The organism is Chryseobacterium sp. VAUSW3 (genome assembly GCF_002205795.1).
Classification (GTDB): Bacteria; Bacteroidota; Bacteroidia; order Flavobacteriales; family Weeksellaceae; genus Kaistella; species Kaistella yananensis.
The window spans coordinates 180,207-206,472 of sequence record NZ_NIUY01000001.1 but is presented as its reverse complement, the minus strand read 5'-3'; the positions used below and the strand labels follow the sequence as shown (position 1 = coordinate 206,472).

Annotated in this window: 22 protein-coding genes; 10 read left to right on the top strand and 12 right to left on the bottom strand. The window is 40.1% G+C overall.

The features are described 5' to 3' along the window. Positions 1-10: 10 nt before the first annotated feature. The 10 genes from CDW55_RS00965 to CDW55_RS00920 all read left to right on the top strand — a co-directional run bounded on the left by CDW55_RS00965 (position 11) and on the right by CDW55_RS00920 (position 12,536). The gene (locus CDW55_RS00965; protein ID WP_088467871.1) at positions 11-1,033 is read left to right on the top strand and encodes a ligase-associated DNA damage response exonuclease; all 1,023 of its coding nucleotides are present in this window, start codon (positions 11-13) and stop codon (positions 1,031-1,033) included. Continuing rightward, positions 1,030-2,610: an ATP-dependent DNA ligase gene (locus CDW55_RS00960; protein WP_088467870.1), complete on the top strand. Its 1,581-nt coding sequence runs from the start codon at positions 1,030-1,032 to the stop codon at positions 2,608-2,610. Before CDW55_RS00965 ends, CDW55_RS00960 begins: the two co-directional genes overlap by 4 nt. After that, positions 2,610-5,066, top strand: coding sequence for a ligase-associated DNA damage response DEXH box helicase (locus CDW55_RS00955; RefSeq protein ID WP_088467869.1), 2,457 nt, complete (start codon positions 2,610-2,612; stop codon positions 5,064-5,066). The genes CDW55_RS00960 and CDW55_RS00955 overlap by 1 nt, the downstream gene beginning before the upstream one ends. A gap of 35 nt (positions 5,067-5,101) precedes the next feature. Further along, entirely contained in the window at positions 5,102-5,758 is a 657-nt protein-coding gene (gene pdeM, locus CDW55_RS00950; protein WP_088467868.1) for a ligase-associated DNA damage response endonuclease PdeM, read from the top strand. 6 nt (positions 5,759-5,764) lie between these two features. After that, on the top strand, positions 5,765-6,304 hold the full coding sequence (locus tag CDW55_RS00945; protein ID WP_088467867.1) for a lipocalin family protein: 540 nt from the start codon (positions 5,765-5,767) through the stop codon (positions 6,302-6,304). A 128-nt stretch (positions 6,305-6,432) separates the two neighbouring features. Continuing rightward, positions 6,433-7,686, top strand: coding sequence for a CinA family nicotinamide mononucleotide deamidase-related protein (locus tag CDW55_RS00940; protein ID WP_088468655.1), 1,254 nt, complete (start codon positions 6,433-6,435; stop codon positions 7,684-7,686). Positions 7,687-7,752: 66 nt separating this feature from the next. After that, positions 7,753-8,415 carry a head GIN domain-containing protein gene (locus CDW55_RS00935; RefSeq protein WP_088467866.1) on the top strand — a complete coding sequence of 221 codons (663 nt, stop codon included), beginning with the start codon at positions 7,753-7,755 and terminating at the stop codon, positions 8,413-8,415. 76 nt (positions 8,416-8,491) lie between these two features. Further along, positions 8,492-10,582, top strand: coding sequence for a M13 family metallopeptidase (locus CDW55_RS00930; protein ID WP_088467865.1), 2,091 nt, complete (start codon positions 8,492-8,494; stop codon positions 10,580-10,582). A gap of 37 nt (positions 10,583-10,619) precedes the next feature. Then, positions 10,620-11,666: an alpha/beta fold hydrolase gene (locus tag CDW55_RS00925; RefSeq protein WP_228399585.1), complete on the top strand. Its 1,047-nt coding sequence runs from the start codon at positions 10,620-10,622 to the stop codon at positions 11,664-11,666. A gap of 45 nt (positions 11,667-11,711) precedes the next feature. Continuing rightward, positions 11,712-12,536, top strand: a complete 825-nt coding sequence (locus CDW55_RS00920; protein WP_088467864.1) for a TerC family protein — start codon at positions 11,712-11,714, stop codon at positions 12,534-12,536. A gap of 43 nt (positions 12,537-12,579) precedes the next feature. Here CDW55_RS00920 and CDW55_RS00915 read toward each other — a convergent pair whose 3' ends face one another. The 12 genes from CDW55_RS00915 to CDW55_RS00860 form a co-directional block, all read right to left on the bottom strand. Further along, a complete protein-coding gene (locus CDW55_RS00915) occupies positions 12,580-13,401 on the bottom strand; it encodes a flavin reductase family protein (protein WP_088467863.1) in 822 nt (273 codons plus the stop codon). Positions 13,402-13,421: 20 nt separating this feature from the next. Next, the gene (gene fahA, locus CDW55_RS00910) at positions 13,422-14,672 is read right to left on the bottom strand and encodes a fumarylacetoacetase (RefSeq protein ID WP_088467862.1); all 1,251 of its coding nucleotides are present in this window, start codon (positions 14,670-14,672) and stop codon (positions 13,422-13,424) included. A gap of 78 nt (positions 14,673-14,750) precedes the next feature. Beyond that, positions 14,751-15,209, bottom strand: coding sequence for a hypothetical protein (locus CDW55_RS00905; protein WP_088468653.1), 459 nt, complete (start codon positions 15,207-15,209; stop codon positions 14,751-14,753). A gap of 35 nt (positions 15,210-15,244) precedes the next feature. Beyond that, positions 15,245-16,375 carry a 4-hydroxyphenylpyruvate dioxygenase gene (gene hppD, locus CDW55_RS00900; protein ID WP_088467861.1) on the bottom strand — a complete coding sequence of 377 codons (1,131 nt, stop codon included), beginning with the start codon at positions 16,373-16,375 and terminating at the stop codon, positions 15,245-15,247. A gap of 136 nt (positions 16,376-16,511) precedes the next feature. Then, on the bottom strand, positions 16,512-17,789 hold the full coding sequence (locus CDW55_RS00895; protein WP_088467860.1) for an acetyl-CoA hydrolase/transferase family protein: 1,278 nt from the start codon (positions 17,787-17,789) through the stop codon (positions 16,512-16,514). Positions 17,790-18,009: 220 nt separating this feature from the next. After that, complete coding sequence (locus CDW55_RS00890) at positions 18,010-19,197, bottom strand: homogentisate 1,2-dioxygenase (protein ID WP_088467859.1); 1,188 nt, start codon at positions 19,195-19,197, stop codon at positions 18,010-18,012. A 90-nt stretch (positions 19,198-19,287) separates the two neighbouring features. Beyond that, complete coding sequence (locus tag CDW55_RS00885; RefSeq protein WP_088467858.1) at positions 19,288-19,833, bottom strand: hypothetical protein; 546 nt, start codon at positions 19,831-19,833, stop codon at positions 19,288-19,290. A gap of 12 nt (positions 19,834-19,845) precedes the next feature. After that, positions 19,846-20,283 carry a hypothetical protein gene (locus CDW55_RS00880; RefSeq protein WP_088467857.1) on the bottom strand — a complete coding sequence of 146 codons (438 nt, stop codon included), beginning with the start codon at positions 20,281-20,283 and terminating at the stop codon, positions 19,846-19,848. A gap of 10 nt (positions 20,284-20,293) precedes the next feature. Next, positions 20,294-21,103 carry a lysophospholipid acyltransferase family protein gene (locus CDW55_RS00875; RefSeq protein ID WP_088467856.1) on the bottom strand — a complete coding sequence of 270 codons (810 nt, stop codon included), beginning with the start codon at positions 21,101-21,103 and terminating at the stop codon, positions 20,294-20,296. A 24-nt stretch (positions 21,104-21,127) separates the two neighbouring features. Beyond that, complete coding sequence (locus CDW55_RS00870; RefSeq protein ID WP_088467855.1) at positions 21,128-21,757, bottom strand: NUDIX hydrolase; 630 nt, start codon at positions 21,755-21,757, stop codon at positions 21,128-21,130. Between the two features lie 114 nt (positions 21,758-21,871). Then, positions 21,872-24,382: a cation-translocating P-type ATPase gene (locus CDW55_RS00865; RefSeq protein ID WP_088467854.1), complete on the bottom strand. Its 2,511-nt coding sequence runs from the start codon at positions 24,380-24,382 to the stop codon at positions 21,872-21,874. Positions 24,383-24,546: 164 nt separating this feature from the next. Beyond that, entirely contained in the window at positions 24,547-26,106 is a 1,560-nt protein-coding gene (locus CDW55_RS00860; RefSeq protein ID WP_088467853.1) for a ribonuclease E/G, read from the bottom strand. Between the last annotated feature and the right edge of the window lie 160 nt (positions 26,107-26,266).

Sequence of the window (26,266 nt, the reverse complement as noted above, 5' to 3'; positions counted from 1 at the left end):
TAACATTGTTTTGAAGATCATCGAATTCACCAATAAAGGGATTTACTGTATCCCCGGAAAATTTTATCTCGACCCGTGGCGGCCGGTAGATTTGGCTGTGATTTCTCACGGGCATGGTGATCACGCAAAATGGGGAATGAAAAAATACCTTTGCCATCATTTTACAAAACCGATTCTTCAACACCGCATTGGTCCTGATATCGAGGTTCAGTCTTTGGGTTATAATGAAGAAATGGTAATCAATGGTGTTAAAGTATCTTTTTTTCCGGCAGGGCATATCGTAGGTTCCTCCCAAATCCGTATGGAATATAAAGGTTATGTTGCCGTTTTTTCCGGTGATTATAAAGTTCAGGATGATGGGCTTTCTACCCCTTTCGAAGTGGTACAATGCAACGAATTTATTACCGAAAGTACATTTGGATTACCCATTTACAACTGGCTTTCTCCGGAACAGTATGCAGAACAGATGAGAACATGGCATGAAAAGAACCGCGAACAGGGAAAAACATCTGTCTTTATCGGGTATTCTTTGGGAAAAGCGCAGCGGATTATGAAAGCAATAGAAGGCAGCGGAAAAATATTCGTCCACAGTTCAATTTCGAAAATCAATGAAGCCATTGAGTCTGTAGGAATCGGTTTGCCAGAGTACGAAACAGTTTATTTTAATGATGATTTAAAAAAAATTAACGGCGAAATCGTCATTGTTCCACCTGCGTTACTCGATTCCAATATGATCCGGAAAATTCCGAACCGTGCGACAGGGTTGTGTTCCGGCTGGATGCAGGTGCGCGGTTCCAGAAGATGGCGTTCTGCCGATGCCGGCTTTGCAATTTCCGACCATGCCGACTGGTCCGGGCTTTTAGCGACGGTAAAAGCTACGGGCGCAGAAAAAGTGCATGTCACCCACGGACAAACTGCAGTTTTTTCAAAATATTTGAATGAACTTGGTATTGAAGCGTACGAAGTGAAAACCAATTTTGGCGACGATGAAGCGGACGAAACGATAAATTCCGAAGAACAGGATACAAAATGAAACATTTCGCAGAACTCATATCAACCCTGGAAAGCACCAACAAAACCAACGCGAAGATTGATGCGATGGTTCATTATCTGAATACCGCGCCTGAAAATGATAAACTCTGGTTTCTTGCCCTTTTCACGGGAAAACGGCCGAAAAGACCCGTCAATACAAATCTTCTGAAGCAGTGGGCGTTGGAAATCATTCAGCTACCGGAATGGCTTTTTTTAGAAAGTTATTCGTCAGTCGGCGACTTGGGAGAAACACTTTCCCTGATTTTACCGCCGCCGGAAAACGATATTCAAAAATCACTTTCGCAATGGATGACAGAACTTATTCATCTGAAAGACCAAACCGACGAAGAAAAGAAAAGATATGTAACGGAATCCTGGAATGGGTTGGATTATACCGAACGTTTCATTTTCAATAAACTAATTGGCGGAAGTTTCAGGATCGGCGTCTCAAAAAAGCTTCTGATTACTGCGCTGTCAAAATATTCAGACATTGATTCAAGCCAGTTGATGCACAGTATTATGGGAAAATGGAATGTGGATGAGATGAATTTCGATGATTTAATTACGGGCACCAATATCAACCCAGATAATTCAAAGCCTTATCCTTTTTGCCTGGCATATCCGTTGGAAAAAGAAACGCAGGAACTGGGCAAGCCTGAAGAATGGCAGGCTGAATACAAATGGGACGGAATCCGCGGACAGCTCATTAAAAGAAATACCGAAATTTTTATCTGGTCACGGGGCGAAGAACTGGTCACGCCGCAGTTTCCGGAATTGGTTACCGCGCTGGAGCATATTCCCGGGAATTTTGTCCTTGACGGCGAAATTTTGGCGGTAAATGATGATGAGGTTTTAAATTTTAATGAACTTCAGAAACGTCTCAACCGGAAAACCATCACCCCGAAAATGCTCCGCGAAATACCTGTAAAAGTTTTCGTCTACGATATTTTGGAATTTAATGATGAAGACCTTCGGGAAAAACCGCTTTCCGAAAGAAGAAAAATTCTTGAAAATTTATTAGAAACATATCCTGTAGAACATATTAAAATTTCCGGAAGCGTTCCTTTTAAAAACTGGGACGATTTAATCGCAATCCGTGAAAATTCCCGCGAAAATAACAGCGAAGGTTTAATGTTGAAACAGAAAAACAGCCATTATCATTCCGGCCGTAAAAAAGGCGACTGGTGGAAATGGAAAGTGGATGCCTTAACCATCGACGCCGTTTTAATTTACGCCCAAAAAGGCAGCGGAAGAAGAAGCGGATACTACACCGATTACACTTTTGCGGTAAAAAAAGATGACCAGCTGGTTACCATCGCCAAAGCATATTCTGGATTAACGGACAAGGAAATCATGGAAGTCAGCAGGTTTGTAACCAAAAATTCTCTGGAAAAATTCGGTCCTGTAAGAACCGTGAAACCGGAACTGGTTTTCGAAATCGCTTTTGAAGGAATCGGATTCAGCAACCGGCACAAAAGTGGAGTAGCCCTCCGTTTTCCGAGAATTGTAAGATGGCGCCGAGATAAAAAAGCTGATGAAATTGATGACATTGAAGAAGTGAAAAAACTGATAAAATAATGGCAGAGAATTTTCTGAAATCTCAAGGATACCAAATAGTGCAGAATTGGCTCGCCGGAAAAGGATTCGAGCCTTTCGGTTTTCAGCTGGAAACCTGGCAGAAATTTGGCAGAAATTACAGCGGAATGGTGATTGCTCCAACAGGTTTTGGTAAAACATATTCGGTTTTTTTAGCGGTAATCATTGATTTTTTAAACCATCCGGAACGGTACAGAGAAGGTCTTCAGCTGTTGTGGATTACGCCGCTGCGCGCGCTTGCAAAAGACATCGCAAAAGCAATGACCGAAGCGATTGATGAAATCGGCCTCGACTGGAAAGTTTCTGTAAGAAACGGCGATACGCCACAAAAAGAAAGGGCTTCCCAGACCAAAAAAATGCCCGAAATTCTCATCGTTACACCAGAAAGTTTGCAGTTGCTTTTAGCACAGAAGAATAACCAACGTTTTTTTAAAAATCTGAAATGTGTTGCAATCGACGAATGGCACGAACTTTTGGGTTCCAAACGGGGCGTCATGGTGGAACTTGCGCTTTCACAGATTTTAAGTTATCAGAAGAAAATTAAAATCTGGGGAATCACAGCAACCATCGGCAATCTTGATGAAGCCATGGAAGTTTTAATTCCTTATTCCATTAAAAAAACTAAAGTCGTTGCGAAAGAAAAAAAGAAAATCGATATTCTCCCTATTTTCCCTGACGAGGTTGAAATTCTTCCTTGGGCAGGGCATTTGGGCGCAAAACTCGTGGATAAAGTGGTGCCGATAATTCTTCAGAGCAACACCACTTTGGTTTTTACCAACACCAGAAGTCAGGCAGAAATGTGGTATCAGTTATTGCTCAAAGAATATCCGGATTTTGCCGGCCAAATCGCGATTCACCACAGTTCCATCGACCGGGATTTAAGAATATGGATAGAAGAAAATTTAAGTTCAGGATATTTAAAAGCTGTAATTTCAACATCATCGTTGGATTTGGGAGTCGATTTTAAGCCTGTGGATACGGTAATTCAGATCGGTTCCAGTAAAGGAGTTGCGCGGTTTTTGCAGCGTGCCGGCCGAAGCGGACATTCACCGTTTGAAACTTCTAAAATCTATTTCGTTCCCACACATTCGCTGGAATTAATCGAAGTTTCAGCGTTGAAAGAAGCCGTAAAACAGAAAATCATCGAACCCAGAACACCGGTAGTAATGCCTTTTGATGTTCTCGTTCAGTTTTTAATGACCCTGGCGGTGGGAGATGGGTTTGAGGAGAAAGAGTTGTTTCAGCGAATTAAAGAGACATTTGCTTTCAGTGAAATTACTCCTGAGGAATGGCAGAGTGTACTGCAGTTTATCACCGTGGGAGGAGGCGCGCTGAAAAATTATCAGGAATATCACAAAGTCATCATCGAAAACGGCATCTATAAAGTTACCCAGCGCCGGATTGCAATGCTTCATCGGATGAATATCGGCGTTATTGTGAGCGATGCGATGCTGAAAGTTAAATTTGTGAGCGGCGGTTATATCGGGATGATTGAAGAATATTTTATTACAAGACTGAAACCTGAAGATAAATTTATCTTGGCGGGCCGCGTTCTTGAGATTTCTCACATTAAAGAAATGACCGTTTACGTACGAAACTCAAAAGGAAAAGCCATTATTCCAAGTTATCTTGGCGGAAGATTGCCGCTGACGTCGCATTTAAGCCATTTTTTAAGACTGAAATTATCCGATTCGCTGCAGGCCAAATCTTCGGAGAAGGAACTCAAATTTCTGCATCCTTTGCTGGTAAGTCAGGAGCAGAATTCTCATATCCCGAAAGACGATGAGTTTCTGGTAGAAATGATCGAAACCCGCGACGGTCATCATCTTTTCATGTATCCGTTTGAAGGCCGGCTGATTCATGAAGTAATGGCCGCTTTAATTGCTTTCAGGATTTCGAAAATTACGCCGATTTCCTTTTCAATGGCAATGAATGATTATGGTTTCGAACTGTTGAGTTCGCAGCCAATTCCTGTCGATGAAGCGGTTTTACAGAAAATCCTCTCCAAAGAAAATTTAATTCAGGATGTTATGAGCAGTGTGAATGCTACCGAAATGGCAAGACGTAAATTCCGTGATATCGCTGTAATTTCGGGAATGGTGGTGCAGAATTATCCCGGAATTCAGAAAAACAATAAAAGTTTACAGGCGAGTTCAGGTTTAATTTTTAATGTTCTGGAAGATTACAGTCCCGAAAATTTACTGCTGAAACAGGCTTATGCAGAGGTTTTCAATCAACAAATCGACGAAAACCGACTGGTGATTGCCTTTAAAAGAATTGAAAATTCTAAAATTATCCTCAAATTTGCCAACGCATTTACGCCACTCAGTTTTCCGATTAAAGTCGACAGTTTGCGCCAGAGTTTAACAAGTGAAGATTTGGATTCACGGATTCTGCGGCTTCAGAAAGAATCGATGAAGAAAAACTTCAGCAGCTGAAAAACGGAATTCAAAAAGCCAGGTGTTACAAAAAAATGATTAAAACCTTAGAAAAAAACATCCAAAACGAAAAACTCATTTTCACCAACCAAAAAGCGGTGTTTTGGGAAAGCCGGAAAATCATGATAATCAGCGATCTGCATGTCGGTAAATCCGCGCATTTCAGAAAAAGCGGTATCGCCATTTCTTCGCAGATTTTACTTGATGATTTAGCGGTTCTCGAGAGTTTGATTTCTTTTTTTGAGGTTCAGCATCTTCTCATCGTCGGCGATCTTTTTCATGCCGGACACAACAGCGATCTTGAAATTTTCTGCGAATGGCGAAACCGTTTCCCAGATCTTAAAATTACTTTAATCAAAGGCAATCACGACAGGATTTCAAAACAAATCTACGACGATTACTGTATAGATACTGTAGAAAATTCCTTGGAAATTCAGCCATTCCGTTTCGTACACGAACCTGAAAATATCGGGACAACATTTACAGTTTCAGGCCACATTCATCCCGGCGTAATTTTTCAGGGTAAAGCCCGGCAAGCTATTAAACTTCCGTGTTATGCTGTTTCGGAAAGCCAACTGATATTGCCAGCTTTCAGCAAATTTACAGGTTTAGATACACAGACTTTAAAAGGAAACTTTAAGCATATCGTTTTTTCCAAAGGCATTATATTTGATTATGAAGGAAAAAAATAAAGTAGTATGAAAAAGCTGACTAAAATTGTAATCCCAGTATCTTTAGGGATTTTAGGTTTAATGATTCTTAATTCATGTTCAGTAAAAATTCCTGATGGAGCTGTTGCCGTCAATAATTTTGAAAAGGAAAAATATCTTGGTAAATGGTACGAAATCGCAAGACTTGATTTCAAATGGGAAAAAAATATGGAGCAGGTTACCGCAGAATATTCTATGAAAGAAAACGGCCACATCAAAGTGGATAACAAAGGTTACAATTATGTAAAAAAAGAATGGAAAGAAAGTATAGGCGAAGCCCGTTTTGTAGAAGATGAAAAAACTGCGCGTCTGAAAGTATCGTTTTTCAAACCTATCTGGGCAGGTTATAATGTGATCGATCTTGATGAAAATTACCGTTACGCGTTGGTCGCGGGAAATAATCTGGATTATCTCTGGATTCTGTCGCGCGAAAAAACCATTCCTGAAGATATAAAACAGCGTTTTCTGTCAAAAGCTAAAAGTTTAGGTTATAAAACTGAAGATTTAGTTTGGACCAAACAGGATTAAAAGAATAATTCATAAGTAAATATAACGGGTTTCGGCCCGTTTTTTTTGTACCTGATAAAGAGCAGTTCCGATTTTTTATAATGATTATCCGTAGATAAATCAGTAATTTTATGCTTTCAAAATTATTTATGAAAGCAGTTCTCATCACCATCGGCGACGAAATTTTATCAGGAAACACCATCGATACCAATTCCAATTTTATTGCGAATCAACTCAAAAGCATCGGTATTCCTGTGGTACAGATTTTTACGATTCCTGATGAGGTTAAAACGATCGTCAATACATTGAAATCCGGTTTCGAACTGGCTGATCTTATCATTACCACCGGCGGTTTGGGTCCGACAAAAGATGACCGAACCAAAACGGCGTTCGCAGAATTTTTTAATGATGAACTGAGACTGGATGAAGAAACTTTTGAGCATCTGAAAAAACTCATGATCAAAAGAAAACGTGAACATCTTCTGGAAATCAATAAAAATCAGGCGGTTGTTTTGTCGAAAGCGCATATTTTTCAGAATGAAAACGGAACTGCGCCCTGCCAGATGATTGAAGAAAAGGGGAAAATTGCCATTTGTCTTCCAGGCGTTCCCTACGAAGTAAAACCTTTGATAAATCATAAAATAATTCCATACATAAAAGATAAATTCTCTTTAAATCACATCGCTACACGCATTATTTCGGTGGTTGATTTTCCTGAAAGTCTGCTCTCTTTAACGATTGAAGAGTGGGAACTTTCCTTGCCTGCCAACATCGCGCTTTCTTATCTGCCCGTTGGTAACCGTATTAAGCTGAGATTAACAGCTGTAGGAAGCGACTTACAGGAAATTGAAAACCAGTTAAACGATGAGGTTGAGAAACTGAAACCATTAATCGGTGAAAAAGTAATATCCTGGGACGGAAATGATATTCAGGAAATATTGAAAGAGATTCTTTTGCAAACGAAACTCACGCTAAGTGTTGCAGAAAGTTGTACGGGTGGCGAACTTTCCCGATTGATTACTTCAGTTTCCGGAAGTTCAGAATATTTTCTGGGCGGTATAATTCCTTATGATTACCACAAAAAAATAGAAATTCTCGGCGTTTCAGAACAAACAATTCTAAAGAAAACCGTGGTTTCTGAAGAAGTGGCGCAGGAAATGAGTTTGGGCTGCCAGAAATTGTTTAAAACCAATATTGCACTATCTACCACCGGGGTTGCCGGTCCGAACAGCGATGATTTTAATAACGAAATAGGAACGGTCTTTTATTCCATCAGGGTAAATGATTTTGAGAAATCAAACCGCCTTTATCTCCCTCATTTTGAGCGGAATGATTTTGCGAATTTCGTTTCGCAGCGTGTTCTGCAGGATTTGGTAGAAATTCTTGTAAAACAGAAAGTATAAAAATTTATACAGGGATCAGAATAAATATCTTCTGAAAACGTTTGTCAGAAGTAAATCTATATCATTATGAAGAAAATATTAGGAAGCTTAATGCTTGTAGCATGTCAGTTGGCATTTGCACAATCAACAAGAAATGTGGGTGATTTTTCGTCACTGAAGGTGTATAACAAAATAAATGTTACACTTATTTCATCCAATCAAAGCAAGGTGGAAACTGAAAATAACGATCCGGATATTGAGACCGTTAACAAAAATGGGGAGCTGAAAATTAAACTTTCTCCGGCTAAAATTCTGTCAGGTGATCAGATTTCGGTAAAGGTTTTTTATGAAAAACTGAATGATATTCAGGCAAGCCAGGGTTCCACGATTTCCTCAACCGATGAATTGGATGCCAATATGCTTTCTTTAACTTCAAATGAGGGTTCAAAAATAAATCTCAATATTGATGCATCAAAACTCAACATTAAAACCAATTCCGGCGGAGAAATAAAAATTTCAGGAACTGCCGATAATCAGGATGTTGTGGTAAACTCTGGTGGAAAATATTATGGTAAAAACACCGAGTCGAAAAATACAAAAGTTACCGCAAATGCAGGTGGACTTGCCGAAGTAAATGTCTCAGGGTCAGTAAATGCAACCACAAGAGCCGGTGGAATTATTGAAATTTATGGTGATCCGGAAGACCGGAAAGTAAAAAACATAATTGGTGGAAAAATTAATTTTCACTAAACAAATCTGCTGAGATTTCAGCGCTTTTGTAACAATTTGTTAATGGTTACGACTTAACAAAGAAATATATTTATCTATGAAGAGAATAACGATAAGCGCACTGGCATTTTCGGGAATTGTTTTCCTTAATTCGTGCGGAACCACAAAATCAGCTGATTCGACTACCGAGCAACCAAAAGAGCAGGCAGTTGTGAAAGCAGAACCTGTAAAAGAAGAAGGTCTTAATCTTTCTTATATGGACACTTCAGTTCGTGCTCAGGATGATTTCTTCAGCTATGTGAACGGAAACTGGGTGAAAACTGCAGAAATACCATCCGATAAAGCAAGTTGGGGAAGTTTCAATGCCCTTCGAGAAGATGTAGATGTGGCGTCTTTAGAAATTTTAAATAAAATATTGACTGAGAAATTTGCTCAGGGCTCTGAAGGCCAGAAAATTCAGGCACTTTACGGCACTTTCATGAACTGGGACAAGAGAAATGCCGATGGAATCTCCCCAATTAAAGCTGATCTTGCCAAAATCGATCAACTGAAAACGATTGCAGATTTACAGAAATATCTAATCGAAGCAACAAAAACCGGCGACAATCCTTTATACGCATGGCGTGTAGGTGCAGATTTGAAAAATTCTAAAATGAATGCCGTTTATTTTGGCGGTCCAAGTCTCGGTTTAGGTAGAGATTATTATCAGAAAGAAAACGAAGCCAACACCAAAACGCTCAACGAGTACAAAAATTATGTAGCGCAGCTTTTCACGGTTTTAGGATATAAAAATGCGGACCAAACTGCACAAAGAGTTGTTGCTTTCGAAAAACAGCTTGCCGGAAACCTGTTGACCAACGAGCAAAACCGCGATGCAAACCTTCGTTATAATCCTAAAACAGTTGCAGAACTTCCGTCTTTGGTAAAAAATATCAACCTTGCTGATTATCTTAAAAAAGCCGGCGTAAATACCGATAAGGTAATCGTAAGCGAGCTGAAATACCTTCAGACTATGGATTCCTGGATGAATGAGCGAACGCTTCCTTTGATTAAGGAGTACATGAAAGCAAGACTGGTTGCCGGAAACGCGAGCAATCTGGATCAGAAGCTTGATGACATCAACTTTAACTTCTATTCAAAATATTTACAGGGTCAGAAAGAGCAAAGATCCATGGATAAAAGAGGTTTGGGCGTAATCAACGGAACTTTGGGCGAAGCTTTCGGCAAACTGTATGTTGAAAAATATTTCCCTGCTGAAGCAAAAGCACAGATGGAAACTTATATCAGCTACCTAAAAAAAGGTTTCGAACATCATATAGCCAACCTCGACTGGATGTCGGCTGAGACCAAAGTAAAAGCCCAGGAAAAACTCTCGAAATTCAGTGTGAAAATCGCTTACCCGGATACCTGGAAAGATTATTCAAAGCTTCAGCTAACCGCGCCTGCCGACGGCGGAACGTATTACGCAAACCTCCAGAAAGTTTCAGAATGGCAGTACGCGAAAAATTTAGACAAAGTAGGTAAGCCTGTTGATAAAACCGAATGGGGAATGTCGCCACAAACCGTAAACGCTTATTACAGCGGTTCCAACAACGAAATTGTATTCCCTGCAGCAATTCTTCAGCCGCCTTTCTTCAATTTCAAAGCAGATCCTGCGGTAAATTTTGGTGGAATTGGCGCGGTAATCGGTCACGAAATCTCTCACGGTTTTGATGATTCCGGATCAAGATTTGATGGCGACGGAAACCTTAACAACTGGTGGACCGATGCTGACCGTAAGAACTTTGATGCGAAAGTGGGGCAGCTTGCTGCGCAATACGATAAATACGAACCGGTAAAAGGAAGTTTTATCAACGGGAAATTTACCAGCGGAGAGAATATCGGTGATTTGGGTGGCGTTGCCGTAGCGTACACCGCATTGCAGATGTATCTGAAAGATCACGGAAACCCGGGATTAATCAGTGGTTTCACCCAGGATCAAAGATTTTTCATGAGCTGGGCTACCGTTTGGAGAACCAAATCTACCGAGCAGTATATGGTAAATCAGGTGAAAACCGATCCGCACTCGCCGGGTTATTTCAGGGCCTTTGGACCTTTGGTTAATCAGGACTCTTTTTACAAAGCGTTCGATGTGAAGCCAGGAGACAAACTCTATAAAGCGCCGGAAGAAAGAATTAAAATCTGGTAATATATTTAAAATCACTCATTAATTTGGGTGATTTTTTTTGGGCGTGTCCCTCGCCTGCGCGTTTGCAGCTGCGCGGGTCGCTACGTCCGCTACAATCTTTTATTGGGCGGCGGCTTCGCCGCCGCCCAATAAAAGGATTTCCACTACCATCGCTCACGCGAAACCAGACCCAATCTGGAAACACTCACTCAAAATAACTAAATTTGAAAATCTCAACCTCAACCTTAACCTCAATCTCATGAAAATAAATATTCAGAAAAATATTCGCATTAAGAATCCGGAAACACGCGATTTTCTTGCAGATGCTTTTTATCCTGAAGGGAAAGAAAAACTTCCGTTGGTAATTTTTGTTCATGGTTACAAAGGTTATAAAGACTGGGGCGCCTGGGATTTGATGGCGAATAAATTTGCCGAAGCCGGATTTTTCTTTGTTAAATTCAATTTTTCGCACAACGGAACCACTGTGGAAAACCCTACAGAATTTGATGATCTGGAAGCTTTTGGATATAATAATTTCTCCAAAGAAATGTCGGATCTTGATGCGCTTTTGGCGTACTTTTCAGAACATCCGTCGGTTGATTTCAGTAAAATTACCATTATAGGACATAGCCGCGGTGGGGGAATTTCACTCATCAAAGCTTACGAAGACGATAGAATCAGGGTTTTGATAACGTTGGCGGGAGTAAGTAATTTCAACTACAGGTTTCCTTCAGGCGAGCGTCTGGAGAGTTGGAAAAATTCCGGCGTCATGTATTCAGAAAATACAAGAACCAAGCAGCAAATGCCTCACTATTACCAGTTTTACGAAGATTTTAAGCAAAACGAGGAACGGTTTACCATTCAGTATTGCGCGCAGCATTTGCAAAAATCTGTACTCATTATTCAGGGTACTGAAGATGAAGCGGTGAAAGATAAGGAGGCGTTTTTGCTCAATGATTGGTGCAAAGATTCTGAACTTTATATCATTGATGGTGCAAACCATACATTTGGTGCAAAAGAGCCATGGCAATCTGATAATTTACCGCCAGATCTCGATAATGCGGTGTTGCGTTCCATTACATTTATCTGCGAAAATTTTAAATAAAGTTTTTAGAAAAAAGATGTATTTTTAACCACCAAAAATTAAACAATGGAATTTTTATCAGTTATCGATTTGCCGAATTTTGCCGATCCACAAGTTTGGGTCAGTCTTCTTACCCTTACTTTTCTTGAAATTGTACTGGGCGTCGACAATATTATCTTTATTTCAATTATTTCCGACAAACTGCCGAAAGAAAAACAGCGTTTTGCCAGAAACCTGGGACTTGCATTTGCAATGATTTTCCGTGTAGTACTGCTGCTTATGATCAACTGGATTATCGGACTGAAAGAGCCGGTGCTCACGCTGGAATGGTTTAACGAGCCTGGAAGCGAGCTGCCATTGGCACTGAGCTGGAAAGATATTATTCTGTTGGGCGGAGGTATTTTCCTTATCGCAAAAAGTACGTTCGAAATCCACGGAAAAATGTCCGGACACGACGAAGTACCAAAACCAAAATCAGGCGCATCAAGTCTAATGACGATGGTGATTCTTCAGATTATCCTAATCGATATGGTGTTCTCTTTAGATTCTATTTTAACGGCTATCGGTTTGGTTGATAACGTTTTACTGATGATTATCGCGGTGGTGATTTCTATTGGAATTATGATGGCATTTGCCGGACCAATTTCTGCCATCATTAATAAATATCCGAGTCTGCAGATGCTCGCCCTGGCGTTCCTTGTGGTAATTGGAGTAATGTTGGTAGCAGAAGGAATCCACCAGCATGTGAGTAAAAACATCATTTATTCATGTTTAGCCTTCAGTTTGGCGGTAGAAATGCTCAATATCCGATTCAGGAATAAACAGAACCAGAAATATCTGAAACTGAATCCTGATCTCAATAAAGATTTAAGTATTAAAGACGAAGAATAAAATAAAAAAGAGTGAATGCAATTCACTCTTTTTTTATTTAAAATTAAACCGTTAAAACTTTCCAGGCCTCTTCGATCTTGTTTTCCGAAAGAAATTTTCGGGCTTCGGAATGGGTGTTCTCATCCGCAGAAAAACTACCTTCCGGCAACTGTTCTACATTTGCGAGCATTCCTAAATCATTTCCGGTAAAAATTTTTGAATATTTTATCGCTTCCGGCAATTGATCGAAACCAATTCCCTTGGTTACCAGAGGTTTCGGAACTTCGAAAAGATTGTTCTCGTTGTTCCGGGAATACCAGTTTGCGCCTAATCTTGCTACAAGATCGAGTTTTTTCTGATCAAGATTTCCTTCTTCATTCAGATATTCTTCGCGGAGGTGAATTTTAATGATTTCGCAAATAATCAGGTTTCCTGCGCCGCCTTCCGTTCCCAAACTTTTAATTTCCAGAACTTTGCATTCCATATTTACGGGACATTCTTCGATAAGTTTCGGTTTAACCAAATCTGCCTCTTTCATCGTGAGACCTGCTTTTACAAATTCATTAACTCCTTTTTCATATTCGGTAGAAGCCAGTGAAATTTGCTGTACGATGCTGTAATTTACGATACCGATTACGACTTCGGCAACTTGTTTAACATTTTCCAGCGTATGTTTTGTTGTGTTGTCGCGCACTCTTCGTGACGGTGAAAAAATAACCACCGGCGGATTTGTACTGAACATATTGAAAAAACTGAACGGACTTAAATTTACATTTCCGTCTTTGTCAATAGTTGAAGCCAACGCAATCGGACGTGGAGCAATGGCCGTCTGCAAAAGCGTTTGTAATTGTAAATTATTTAAATCTTTAGGAGAAATTGTTTTCATTGCTTAAATTCTGTAAAAAATTATAAGGTTGCCGGTAAAATCTTCCCTGAAACTTCTCCAAAACCAACCCTGATTCCGTCTTTTTCCCCATATCCGCGCATGATTATCGTATCGTTATCATTGATGAATTTTCTTTCTTCGCCATTGTTCAGTTTCAAAGGATTTTGGCCTCTCCACGTTAACTCGAGCATCGAACCGAAAGCGTTTGGATTTTCGCCGGAAATTGTTCCCGATGCATACACGTCACCAACTTCTACATTGCAGCCGTTTACGGTGTGGTGTGCGAGCTGCTGCGCCATATTCCAGTACATAAATTTGTAATTGCTCTGTGAAATAAGGTTTTCTGTGCCATTTTCCGGTTTCAGATAAACTTCAAGATTAATGTCGAAATTTTTATCGCCTTCAAATTTTAAATAATCTAAAACTGCCGGTTCCTGAACTGGCGATTGCGTTCTGAAGGGTTCAAGTGCTTCCAGCGTAACAACCCAGGGAGAAATAGAACTTCCGAAATTTTTGCCTAAAAACGGCCCAAGCGGAACATATTCCCAACTTTGGATGTCGCGGGCTGACCAGTCGTTGAAAATTACCATTCCGAAAATCGCGTCTTCAGCTTCTGCCGTGGTTATGCTTTCGCCCATTTCGGTATGTTTGTTTACGATAAATGCCATTTCAAGCTCAAAATCCAGCTGTTTCGACGGGCCGAAAACAGGCGAATCAGCATCTGCAGGTTTAGTCTGGCCTTTCGGACGGATGATGTCGGTTCCTGAAACTACAATGGAGGAAGCCCGCCCGTGATAACCTACCGGAAGATGCTTCCAGTTTGGTAAAAGTGCGTTGGCGGGATCGCGGAACATTTTCCCAACATTGGTTGCATGCTCGATGCTGCTGTAGAAATCGGTATAATTCGGGATGTGAACTGGCATCATCATCTTCACTTTATCGAGGTCGTAAAAACATTCTTCTTTTGTTTTTTCGTCGTTGGCAAGTTTGGAATTTTCATCAAGCAGTTCCTGAATTTTCAATCGTACGGCATTGGTTACCGGTTTCCCCAGTTCGATGAATTCATTCAGCGTGTAGGCTTCAAAAACATTTTCATTCAATCCTTCGATCTCGTCGAAAAAGCCATAGTCGTACATGGTAGCCAAATCGATTACCAGATCACCGATTCTTGTGCAGCAGGCGATATATTCCTGCTCGAAAACCGCCACTCCAAACGGAATATTGTAGATTGAAAAATCTGAGTTCTGATCGTAGTTTACAAAAGATTTCATAATATATTTTGTTTAAAAGAAAGGTTCAAAGTAATAATTTTATTACACCTTGAACCCTGCGTTATTATTTAAGATTTGTTATTTGTTAAAAGCACTTTCTGCAATCCAACGTTCTTTTGTGTTGACGTCGATGAGGTAAAGAACCTTTTTCTGCATCGTCATGAGAAAGGTTTTGGTAATCGCCAACGCGATTTGTTTACCTTCGAGTTTATCAGCGCGGAGCGAAATAATATTATGCTTCGAACGGACAACATCTCCGGAAAAAACGTTAGAAGAAGTTTCGCCGGTCTGTTTATCATCAAACATTTCCACATAAGTTGCCTTGTTACCTTTGATGATGACAAAACTTCTTTCGGTGTGATCTTCAAAATCTTTAATCAGAACAAACTTTGCATCGTCAATATTTATATCTTTAAGGTTTTTATTGACGCCGCGTTTCTCTTCCAACCGGTCGAGAATCGCGTTAATACTACCGTATTGAGCTCTGATACTGACCGCGGATGCAAAGAAGAGTGCAATTAAAATTATTTTTTTCATCATCATGGTATTGAAGGATTTTGGGAGTCTTTATTTTAAAGATTTCCTCTTCTTTCCTGTTCTTTTTCCAGTGCTTCAAACAACGCTTTGAAATTTCCTGCGCCGAAACTTTGTGCGCCGTGTCTTTCAATGATTTCGAAGAAAAGGGTAGGGCGGTCTTCCACAGGTTTTGTAAAGATTTGCAGAAGATAGCCTTCTTCGTCACAGTCGATCAGAATGCCTAGTTCTTCCAGTTTTTTAAGGTCTTCATCAATTTGGCCTACTCTTTCCGGAACCATTTCGTAATAAGCATTTGGTGGAGCCGGTAAAAACTCAATACCACGAGCTTTCAGCTCGGTTACTGTTCTGATGATGTCTTTGGTAGCTACTGCGATATGCTGTACGCCTTCGCCTTCGTAGAAATCAAGATATTCTTCCACCTGCGACTTTCTCTTTCCTTCAGCAGGTTCATTGATCGGGAATTTTGCAAAACCGTTTCCGTTGCTCATTACTTTACTCATCAGTGCAGAATATTCGGTGTTGATTTGCTTATCGTCGAAACTTAGAATATTGACAAATCCCATCACTTTTTCATACCATTCAACTGTTGGAATCATTCGGTCCCAACCTACATTCCCAACACAATGGTCAACGTACAGAAGCCCTACATCGGTTGGATTATAGTCGCTTTCCCATTTCTGGTAGCCCGGCATAAAATCGCCTTTGTAATTTTTGCGTTCTACAAACATGTGAACTGTTTCACCATAAGTATAAATCCCGGACATGCGGACTTCGCCGTGTTCATCGGTTAAGGTTTGAGGTTCCAAATATGGTTTTGCGCCACGTTTTGTGGTTTCTTCAAATGCGGAGTAGGCATCATCCACCCAAAGTGCCAGAATTTTCACACCGTCGCCGTGTTTTTTCTGATGCTCACAAATGGGTGAATCAGATTTGAGTCCGGAAGTTAATACCAAACGAATTTTTCCCTGCTGAACGACATAAGAAGCTCTGTCGCGAACGCCTGTTTCCGGTCCGGCATAGGCTACAGACTGAAAACCGAAGGCGGTTTTGTAAAAATGTGCAGCCTGTTTTGCGTTTCCTACATAAAATTCGATATAATCGGTCCCGTTGATGGGTAAAAAATTTTCTGCCTGTGCAATTTTTTCGGCAAATGTAAGTGTAGACATGAGTTTGTTTTTTTAGATAGGGCAAATTACAAAAATTTTTCAGGACAGATAAAATGTAATAGATGCGACAGTTAAAGCGGAAATCAGTTCAAAGAATTCCAAAAAAAATCCCGAAAATTTCGGGATTGGATTATTTTTAAAGACATTTAAATCTTTCGAAGGTTGCTTTTTCAAGCATTTCTCTGTCGTCTGGGTGCGAAATATCAATCAGTGCTTTCGCTCTCTGTCTTAAACTTTTTCCGTAAAGGTAAGCGGTTCCAAACTCAGTTACGACGTAGTGAATATGCCCCCTTGTAGTCACCACGCCGGCTCCCGGTTTCAGGAAAGGAACAATTCTCGGAACGCCTTTCTTGGTGCGGGAAGAAATCGCAATAATCGGTTTTCCACCATCTGAAAGTGCTGCTCCCCGCATGAAATCCATTTGTCCTCCAATTCCGCTGAACTGGAAAGTGCCGATGGAATCTGCGCAAACCTGGCCTGTAAGGTCGATTTCAATGGCTGAATTAATGGCCACCATGTTTTTGTTTTTCATGATGTTGATGGGATAATTTACGTGTTCCACATCCATAAAAGCAAAGGAAGGATTGTCGTCGATATAATCGTATAATTTTCTTGTTCCGAAAGCAAAGCTGGTAATGGTTCTGTTGGAGTGCGTGCCTTTGTATTTATTGGTAATTACATCGTTTGCCACCAATTCTACAATTCCGTCACTGATCATTTCGGTATGAATTCCGAGATCTTTATGATTATGCAGGCATTTCAGTACCGCATCGGGAATGGTTCCGATTCCCATTTGCAGTGTGGCTCTGTCATCGATGATTTCAGCTACATTTTTTCCAATAAGCAACTCTTCTTCACCTACTTTTGCGCCGTAATCAACCGTAAGCAGCTCTTCTTCATGCCAAACCATTTTATGGATTTTGGTATAGTGAATCATCCCGTCGCCATGGGTTCTCGGCATTCTCGGATTTACCTGAGCGATGATGATCTTTGCGGTATCTACAGCACTTCTTGCCACATCCACAGAGGTTCCCAAGGTACAGTAACCATGTTGATCCGGAGGAGAAACAGTAACCATAGCCACATCGATAGGCAGCAAGCCTTTTTTAAAAAGCGTAGGTATTTCGCTTAGAAAAACAGGAACAAAATCTCCGCGATCCGAATTTACGGCGTCGCGAACAGGTGTTGAAACGAATAAAGAGTTGATATAAAAACTGTCTTTGTACTGAGGTTTGGCTACTTCCACATTTCCCTGTTGGGTGATGGAGACGAATTCTACCCCTCTAAGTCTGGACGACTGTCTTGCAAGTTCATCAATGAAAAGGTTGGGAGTACAGGCACTGCCGTGAGAAAATATCCGGTTACCACTCTGAATCATCGAAACTGCTTCTTCGGCACTTACGTATTGAACCATAATATTGAAATTAGATTACTGTTGTTAATTTCATCAAATTTAGCCATTTCAATTAAGATTCGAAATGAGGAAACTCAGTTTTTGAAAATATTTAAAATTTTTTTCCTGGATTAATATGATTGCGATTTAGGAACTACGCTGGAATGTTCTATACTCCTTCTGTCGCAGATAATTTACTTGATTTTAAATGAAAAAAGCTAACGTTATTTTAGCTTTTAATTTATTCCTGAGAACGGTCTTCCAGGTGATTCTCAATATTTTCGAGCCAGGAAGTCTTATAAGTAGGATCTTCTACTTTCAGGGCTTCTTCCGTGAGTTGTAAAGGTCGGAATGGATCAACCATCACCGCGTATTCTTCTGTAAATTTTTTCCCGATGCTTCGTTCCATCGCTCCCGGATGCGGGCCATGAACAATGCCGCCCGGATGAAGCGTGAAATCCATCAGATCAATATGATTCCGGCTCATGAAATCACCTTCCGTGTAGAAAAGCACTTCGTCTGAATCAATATTAGAGTGATTATACGGTGCGGGAATCGCAAGCGGATGATAATCGTACATTCTCGCTACAAATGAGCAGACCACAAAATTATGAGCCTCGAAAGTCTGGTGAATCGGTGGCGGAAGATGAATCCTACCCGTAATAGGTTCGAAATTTTTGATATTGAATTTGAAAGGATAGAAAAATCCGTCCCAACCTACGACATCGAAAGGATGCGTTGCGTAGATGAAATCCCAGATTTGGTTTTCCTTTTTTACTTTGATGAGAAAATCTCCTTTTTCATCTTTCGGTTCTACAAAAGTTGGCGTTACGATATCTCTTTCACAAAACGGTGAATGCTCCAGCAGCTGCCCAAATTCGTTCCTGTAACGTTTTGGCGTATAAATCGGTGAGTGGCTTTCTACAATCAGAAAAACATTGTTTTCTGTGTGCAGCTCAAGCTGATAAATTGTACCGCGCGGAATGATAAGATAGTCACCCACACCAAACTCCAGATTTCCAACAAAAGTTTTCAGGACTCCGGTGCCTTCATGAACGAAAAGCAATTCGTCGCATTCGGCATTTTTATAAAAATATTCGGTGGATTTTCTGGGTTTTGAGAGACCCATTTTCAGGTCGTTATTCAGCATAAGAATCTTGCGACTGTCGAGAAAGTCGTCTTCAGCGGTAACATTCATTCCCTTAAACATCCTTGGCGTCACATTTTTTCCGACCGCGATTTTAGGCGATACGTCTTTTGGTTCGCTGATGGATTTTATCTGCGTTGGGCGGTGAATATGATAGAGTAGCGAAGAAATTCCGTGAAAACCTTCAGTTCCGAAAAGCTGTTCGTAATAAAAATTGTCGTTTTCGGATTTAAAAACGGTATGTCTTTTCTGAGGAATTTTACCGGATTGGTGATAGCGCATTGTTTTACTTTTTGTTTCAAGGTAAATTTAAATAAATTTTCAGACTTTGAATGAAAGTAAAAGTTGAATGCGTAAAATGCTGGTCAGCAATTATTCGAAACTCATCATCGCTTCGTAGAAATCTTCTTCCATAATACCAAATTGCTGGCAAAGCAGTTTAATTCCGTTGATATTCTTTACCAAGTTTGCGTCACTGGAACCAAGCGGAATTTCACCCATTTCAGTACTGATGAGTATTTTTTCACCTTCAGTTTTAAATTCAGCGTCGGAAAAAGATAATTTCCGGAAATAGTTTTCTGCTTCGTTTATTGTTTCTTCTGCTTTTTCAGGATAAACCAAAACGCCGCCTGCTGTAATGTTTTTAAGAATTAATGACAGGTTTTCGCTGTTCATTTCATCTGAAATCAGCGCAATATTAGCTTTAAAATCTGCAGCTTTCTGATGATCCGAAGTTTCTAAAATTACAAAATCGCAATCCGTAGTTTTACTCGTGCCGTTTGCCAGAATATAATCGGTTTTTTTTCCGAAAAAATCGAGAACATGCAAAACAAGTTCGGCGGTTTTAGGATAAGAACTGTAAATTAATACGCGCGTTTTATGTTGTGAATACGCAGTAATTTCTGAAAAATCGGTCATTATTAGCTATCGTTATTTTGCTTCGGCAGTTTTGGAATCAATAAGCTGGCGAAAGGTATTTACCACATTTTCCCAACGGCGTTTATCGCCTTCCATGATATGAGAGGCATCTGATTTGCTGGCCGACTGGCTTCCTTTTTTCACAACGATAGAAGTCGAAATATAATCGTAAAGTTTTTTATAGTCTTCCTGAATCATTCGGAAATTGTTCTGCTCCAGAACATTCTGTATGTTATTGAGCTCTTCTTTTGAAAGTGTAAAATCTTTTTTAATGTTTTTACCCTGTCCTTCGAAGGAATAATGGGCGTTGTTACCTTTGATCCAAAGGTTTTCGTAAATTGGTGACAAACCGCCGCTGCGGGAATAACTGTAATCGAAATCGGTATATTTTTTCTGTGTCGTACAAGAGGCGAGTGCCAGTAAAACGAAAAATGCAATAAATCTTTTCATTCAGAATTTTTTATGATTTTAAGGTAGATTTCTCTTCAGTTTTTTGAGCTTTTAATTCCTGGTCGTATTCATGTAGAACGTTGAAATCTTCGGTTTGTTCTATCGCGACCATTATTTTTGTTAAAATTGTTTGGGCATCATCATTGTCGTAATCAATATCCAAAGGCTTTTTGAACTCCATGGTTGGCTTCACACCGGTAACTTTTACCCGAAGTCCTTTCTTATCGAATGCACGTCGGAATCCATTGATTTTTATAGGAATTACGATGGGTCGTTGGTTTTTCACGAGTTTGGCTGTCCCTTTTCTGCCCTGTGCAAATGCGGAGGTTGTTCCCTGCGGGAAAGTAATTACCCAGCCGTTATCCAGCGCTTTCATGATGTTTTCTACCTCGGTTAAATCCACCATTCTGTTTACGATTGCACCTTCCGACCGCCAGGTTCTTTTTACGGTTACGGCTCCGGCAAGTTTAAAGATTTTAGTCATTAAACCTTTATTCATGGTTTCTTCCGCGGCCACGTAATAAAAATCAACTTTAGGATTTAGTAGATAAACAGGATTTTTTATCGTGTTCAGATAACCGTTGTTCACCGAACAGAATGCGTGATACATGGCGGCTACATCAGCAAAATACGTCTGGTGATTAGAGACAAAAAGTACGTTGGAGTCGGGCAAATCAACCAGATTTTCGGTGCCGGAAATTTTCAGTTTGTTGAAGCCATTGAATCTTCTGTAAGAAACAATTCCTAAAATGAAAATGATTAATCTTTTCAGGAAATAAAGATTGCCAAATGCATCTGTGAAAATATTTTTCTTCGCCATTATCAATTTACATAGACCGCGAATTTACAAATTTTTCATCAAAGTGCTGAATTCACTTAAAATCATTGAAGTCGCACCCCAGATAATATATCCGTTGAAATTAATCACCGGAACTTCCACGCCTCTGCTGCTTGGTAAGGCCATCATTTCAGGCTGTTCGGTAAGTTCCAGTATCGAAGAAACAGGGAATTCTATTAATTCCACAGCTTCAGCTTCCTGAAGAATGAACTGTGGATTTTTTTTGGTGTACGACACAAATGGTCTTACATAAAAGTTACTTGGCGGGATATAAATGGGCGACATTTCGCGGATGATCCGGATGTAATGTTCTTCGATTCCCATTTCTTCTGCAGTTTCACGTTTTGCGGTTTCTTCGAAACTACGGTCGGTTTCTTCTCTTTTTCCGCCAGGAAGAGAGATTTGTCCGCTGTGACGGTCGCGTTCGTTGGTACTCCTTACCATCAGAGGGAAATACCATTCGTTATTTTTAAGATAAAGTACAATGTTTACTGCCGCAAATTTTGGATTTCTGGCTATAATTTCATCGTAAGAAAATAGCGGACGGTAGGGTGGCGAATAAATCATGTGCGCGTTTTCGCCCAACAGTTCTGCACTCTGAATTTTTTTGATAAGATCTCTCCCGAAAACTTCCATGTAACAAATTTAGGAAATTGAATACTGAAAGTGTTTTAAAAGAAAGTTAAAATTGATTTGAACACTTTTCCTATTGCAGTTTTTGAGCTGATGTTTCTTGGTTTTTAAAATAAGTTACACTTGTTTTTTGTTTTTCAATCTCAGCCTTAGTTTTACCAGTTCGTACCAAAGGACAGAGATTAAACCGATCAGGATGCAAAGTCCAAGGTCATTAGCTGAAAGTCTTTCGAATAAAAAGAATTCAGTGAATGTTGGTACGTAAAGTAAAAGCACCATTATTCCTGTAGTAATCGAAATAATCAGCAGGATGAGGTTGTTTCTGTAACCTAAAGTCGTGAAGATGGAGTAGTAAAATGACCTGTTCTGCAAGGTTAAAAATATATTTGCAGCAACTAAAACAGTGAAAACCATCGTGCGTGTATGTGCTTCGTTAAAACCATTCTGTACTGCATATTGATAGATAAACAATGTTCCTGCGGAGATCGCGAGACCCTGAATAATGCTTGTAAGCAATTCCCGGCTGTTGAAGAAAGTTGTTTTGAAGGAGCGGGGCTTCTGCTGCATCGCGTTTTTCTCCATCGGTTCATTTTCAAAAACGATAGAGCAGGTGGGACCCATGATTAATTCTAAAAATATAACATGTGCCGGTGAGAAAATATTTGGATAAATCCAACCCAGAACCAGCGGAATGAAAACCGTAAGAATAATCGGTATATGGATCGAAATAATGTACTGAATCGCCTTTTTTAAGTTAGTGTAAATTTTCCGGCCCATGGCGACGGCATCTACCATTTTCGAGAGATCGTCTTCAATCAGGATCAAAGATGCGGCCTGTTTGGCAATTTCCGTACCTCGTTTTCCCATTGCGATGCCGATGTGAGCGGCTTTCAGGGCCGGTCCGTCATTCACACCGTCACCGGTCATTGCTACAATTTGGTTTTTGGCCTTTAGAGCGTTAATGATACGAAGTTTGGCTTCCGGAAACATTCGTGTAAAAATATTGGTTTCCATTACGGTTTTATGGAGATCAGCATCTGACATCTGCATGAGTTCATCACCACTCAAGCTTTTCTCTGAACCTTTAAAATTAATTTGCTTGGCAATTGCCTGTGTTGTGGCAGCATTGTCGCCGGTAATTATTTTTACAGAAATTCCTGCCTGATAGAAATTTTCTAAGACTTTAGTGATATTTGCTTTCGGTGGATCATAAAAACCGACGATTCCTAAAAATGTGAAAGGTAATTCCTGCTGATGTTGTGGGTAACTGTCACCTGCGAAATCGCTTTTTGCAACGCCTAAAACGCGGTAGCCTTCTTTAGTTATGGTCTCGATTGCATCTAATATTTTCTGTTGTTCTTCGTCAGACAGGTTGCAGACATTAATTATTGCTTCAGGAGCTCCTTTGGCTGCTATCTTTTTTTCTCCTGCACTGTTGCTGAAAATATGTGTCATCATAGGCGGTTTTCCACCCAAAGGATATTCGTGAACCATTTTGAAGTGCGGCCGTTCATCTTCGGCTCCTAAATTCCGGTAAGCTTCATGCAGCGCAGTTTCCATAGGATCAAAAGGAATCGGTTCGCTTGCCCACATCGCGAAGGTAATGAGTTCTTTTTCTTCGGTTGTTAAAGTTTTTCCAGGTTCTGAAATCTTTTGGGTTTCGGGCGTAAAAATTTTAGCCAAACTCATTCTGTTTTCGGTAATTGTGCCGGTTTTGTCGGTGCAAATTACTGTGGCGCTGCCTAAAGTTTCAACGGTTTTCATCTGTTTTACCACAATTTGCATCTTCATAAGCCGCCAGGCGCCAATCGCCATAAATGCGGTGAATGCCATCGGGATTTCTTCAGGCAGAATACTCATTGCTAAGGTTAAGGCTTTCAGCAAACTGTCGAGAATATCATGAGAATTAAAATAGTTGATTCCCCAAACCAAAAGAAATGCGGCAACTCCAGCGATAACCATTTTTTTTACGAAATCATTGATCTGTATTTCAAGCGGAGTTTTTTCTTCCTTAATGTTTTCGAGACTTTTGCCGATTTTACCGAGTTTCGTTTCGTTTCCGATGCTGGTTACCGTTATAATTGCAAGGCCACTTTCTACCGTTGTACCTTTGTAAACAAAGTTGTCTTCTTTGCTTTTATCTTTAAAGACCGCAAACGATTCCCCGGTGAGAATTGATTCATTAACAGAAAAATCATTCGAATGAACGATGGTTCCGTCGGCTACAACCAAAGTTCCTTCTTCAATAATCAGGCTGTCGCCAACAACCAGCTCTTCGCTGTTGATCTCCACTATTTCTCCGTCGCGAATGACTTTGCAGTTAGGTTGTGTGAAATGCTTAAGCTTTTCGAGCGCATTTCGGCTGCGGGAATCCTGGTAGAGCGAAATCAGCGAAATCACCACAATGGCCGAAACCATAAATATCGCGTCGCTCACCATGCCGTTCACAAAATAGATTAGGGCTGCCACCAGAAGCAGAATAATCATGGGTTCTTTAGCAAGGCTTATCAAAGCATCTAAAAAAGTGTTTTCTTTTTTATATTTTAAGGTGTTGTCGCCAAATTTTTTGCGGGCGAGACGTACTTCTTCAGCTGATAAACCTTGAATGTTAAAATGATTTGCCGGCATAGTTCCAGATTTTAAACTGTGGGTGGATAAAACGAACTGTAATTTACGAAATTATTGGGATAAAATTTTAACACAATCCTTTTCGTAATAAAAAACTCCCTACAGGAGGGAGTTGTAATTTGTAAATGCAAATTCTACGTAAAATCTGCTTTGTATTTTCGGTTTTAATTAGAATAGCTCATAAGCTCTTCTTTCTGGGAGTTGATAATTTTATATTCCAGATATTTAAAAGAATCGCGCGGAATAATAGTGACCCACTTTTTGTATTTCAGATACCATTTTGTCTGTATGCTGACCAAACCTTTGGTAAGATAGGCTTCAACAAAAGGATGTACATGAAGAAAAATCTTTCCTTTTTCTTTCTGAATGAGACCTCTTATTACTTCTTCCATTCGTTCAACCACTACGATCGGAGCAAGGATTTCGCCGTCGGCATTAGGGTTTTCTTCTTTGGTTTCGATGATGTTTTCCGGTCGCGTACGTTGTCGCGTAAGCTGTATTAATCCGAATTTACTTGGAGGTAAAATTTTGTGACGGGCTTTGTCGCGGCTCATTTCCTTTTTCAGGTGTTCGTATAAATCCCGGCGGTGATCTGCGTTAATCATGTCGATGAAATCGATCACAATAATTCCTCCCATATCGCGTAGCCGTAACTGACGCGCAATTTCGGTTGCGGCCATTTTGTTTACGGTCAGCGCATGTTCTTTGTTTCCGGCACCTCCTGAAGAGATATTGTTTCCTGAATTTACATCTACCACGTGAAGCGCTTCCGTGTGTTCGATGACAAGGTAAGCACCTTTTGAACTTGGGATGTTTACATGTTTACCAAAGCTCTGTTTCAGCTGTTTTTCAACATTGTAATATTCCATCAGCGGAATGGGCTTATCGTAGAACTGAACGATGTTTTTGCGTTCCGGAGCGATGACTTCAATATAGGCTTTCATGTCGTCAACCATCTGCTCGTCATCGCAGATAATAGAAACGAAATCTGCATTGAAATTATCGCGCAGAATTGCTGAAGCTTTGTCTTCTTCACTTAAAACCCGACTTGGAACTTTGTTTTTCTGAAGGTTTTTGAAGGTGGTTTCCCATTTTTGAACCAGTTGGTTCATATCATTATGCAGTTCAGCTACTTTTTTACCTTCGGCAACTGTGCGGATGATTACGCCAAAACCTTCGGGTTTAATGCTTTCAATTAAAGTCCTAAGTCGCTCTCTTTCTTCACCATTTGCAATTTTTTTTGAGATCGAAACGCTTTTATCGAAAGGGATTAAAACGAGAAATCGTCCTGTTAAGGAGATTTGGGTGGATATTCTGGGACCTTTGGTAGAAATGGGTTCTTTGGTAATCTGCAGAATTACGCTGTCGTCTTTTGCAAGTACTTTGTCAATCAGGCCGTTTTTATTGATCTCGGGCTGAACTTCGAAGTTCTTTAGAGAAGAGTTCTGCTGTTTTTTTGAAACAGTGTCTTTCAGAAATTTTTTATAAGTGAGGAATTGCGGACCTAAATCCTGATAGTGCAGAAATGCATCTTTTTCATAACCTATGCTCACGAAAGCTGCATTAAGGTTGGGCGCGAGTTTTTTTACTTTCCCTATAAACAGATCGCCAACTACAAAGTCGCTTTTGTCTTCCTGTTCATGCAGCTCAAAAAGCCTTCCGTCTTCCAGAAGGGCGATTTTAGACCTTTCATCTTCATGTGATATAATAAGTTCTTTCTTCATTCTTGTATTGGGGAATTAAAAAGATTTAGACAAGGGAATTTACAGAAATTCCTGCGGATATTATCTAAAATTTTTAACTGTTTTGGTACTTAAATAATGTTTACCGACTAAGAATGTGTATTTGTGGGGCGTATACCATGCTGAAGCCGGTATAACTAAA

What these genes read in the sequence shown, in the direction of transcription:
- CDW55_RS00880 (WP_088467857.1), bottom strand. Translation starts at nt 20,283, where the DNA reads ATGAAAAGATTTATTGCATTTTTCGTTTTACTGGCACTCGCCTCTTGT.
- CDW55_RS00865 (WP_088467854.1), bottom strand. Translation starts at nt 24,382, where the DNA reads ATGCCGGCAAATCATTTTAACATTCAAGGTTTATCAGCTGAAGAAGTA.
- CDW55_RS00935 (WP_088467866.1), top strand. Translation starts at nt 7,753, where the DNA reads ATGAAGAAAATATTAGGAAGCTTAATGCTTGTAGCATGTCAGTTGGCA.
- CDW55_RS00945 (WP_088467867.1), top strand. Translation starts at nt 5,765, where the DNA reads ATGAAAAAGCTGACTAAAATTGTAATCCCAGTATCTTTAGGGATTTTA.
- CDW55_RS00905 (WP_088468653.1), bottom strand. Translation starts at nt 15,209, where the DNA reads ATGAAAAAAATAATTTTAATTGCACTCTTCTTTGCATCCGCGGTCAGT.
- CDW55_RS00860 (WP_088467853.1), bottom strand. Translation starts at nt 26,106, where the DNA reads ATGAAGAAAGAACTTATTATATCACATGAAGATGAAAGGTCTAAAATC.
- CDW55_RS00960 (WP_088467870.1), top strand. Translation starts at nt 1,030, where the DNA reads ATGAAACATTTCGCAGAACTCATATCAACCCTGGAAAGCACCAACAAA.
- hppD (WP_088467861.1), bottom strand. Translation starts at nt 16,375, where the DNA reads ATGTCTACACTTACATTTGCCGAAAAAATTGCACAGGCAGAAAATTTT.
- CDW55_RS00870 (WP_088467855.1), bottom strand. Translation starts at nt 21,757, where the DNA reads ATGGAAGTTTTCGGGAGAGATCTTATCAAAAAAATTCAGAGTGCAGAA.
- pdeM (WP_088467868.1), top strand. Translation starts at nt 5,102, where the DNA reads ATGATTAAAACCTTAGAAAAAAACATCCAAAACGAAAAACTCATTTTC.
- CDW55_RS00915 (WP_088467863.1), bottom strand. Translation starts at nt 13,401, where the DNA reads ATGAAAACAATTTCTCCTAAAGATTTAAATAATTTACAATTACAAACG.
- CDW55_RS00875 (WP_088467856.1), bottom strand. Translation starts at nt 21,103, where the DNA reads ATGGCGAAGAAAAATATTTTCACAGATGCATTTGGCAATCTTTATTTC.
- CDW55_RS00930 (WP_088467865.1), top strand. Translation starts at nt 8,492, where the DNA reads ATGAAGAGAATAACGATAAGCGCACTGGCATTTTCGGGAATTGTTTTC.
- CDW55_RS00955 (WP_088467869.1), top strand. Translation starts at nt 2,610, where the DNA reads ATGGCAGAGAATTTTCTGAAATCTCAAGGATACCAAATAGTGCAGAAT.
- CDW55_RS00885 (WP_088467858.1), bottom strand. Translation starts at nt 19,833, where the DNA reads ATGACCGATTTTTCAGAAATTACTGCGTATTCACAACATAAAACGCGC.
- CDW55_RS00940 (WP_088468655.1), top strand. Translation starts at nt 6,433, where the DNA reads ATGAAAGCAGTTCTCATCACCATCGGCGACGAAATTTTATCAGGAAAC.
- CDW55_RS00890 (WP_088467859.1), bottom strand. Translation starts at nt 19,197, where the DNA reads ATGCGCTATCACCAATCCGGTAAAATTCCTCAGAAAAGACATACCGTT.
- CDW55_RS00895 (WP_088467860.1), bottom strand. Translation starts at nt 17,789, where the DNA reads ATGGTTCAATACGTAAGTGCCGAAGAAGCAGTTTCGATGATTCAGAGT.
- CDW55_RS00920 (WP_088467864.1), top strand. Translation starts at nt 11,712, where the DNA reads ATGGAATTTTTATCAGTTATCGATTTGCCGAATTTTGCCGATCCACAA.
- fahA (WP_088467862.1), bottom strand. Translation starts at nt 14,672, where the DNA reads ATGAAATCTTTTGTAAACTACGATCAGAACTCAGATTTTTCAATCTAC.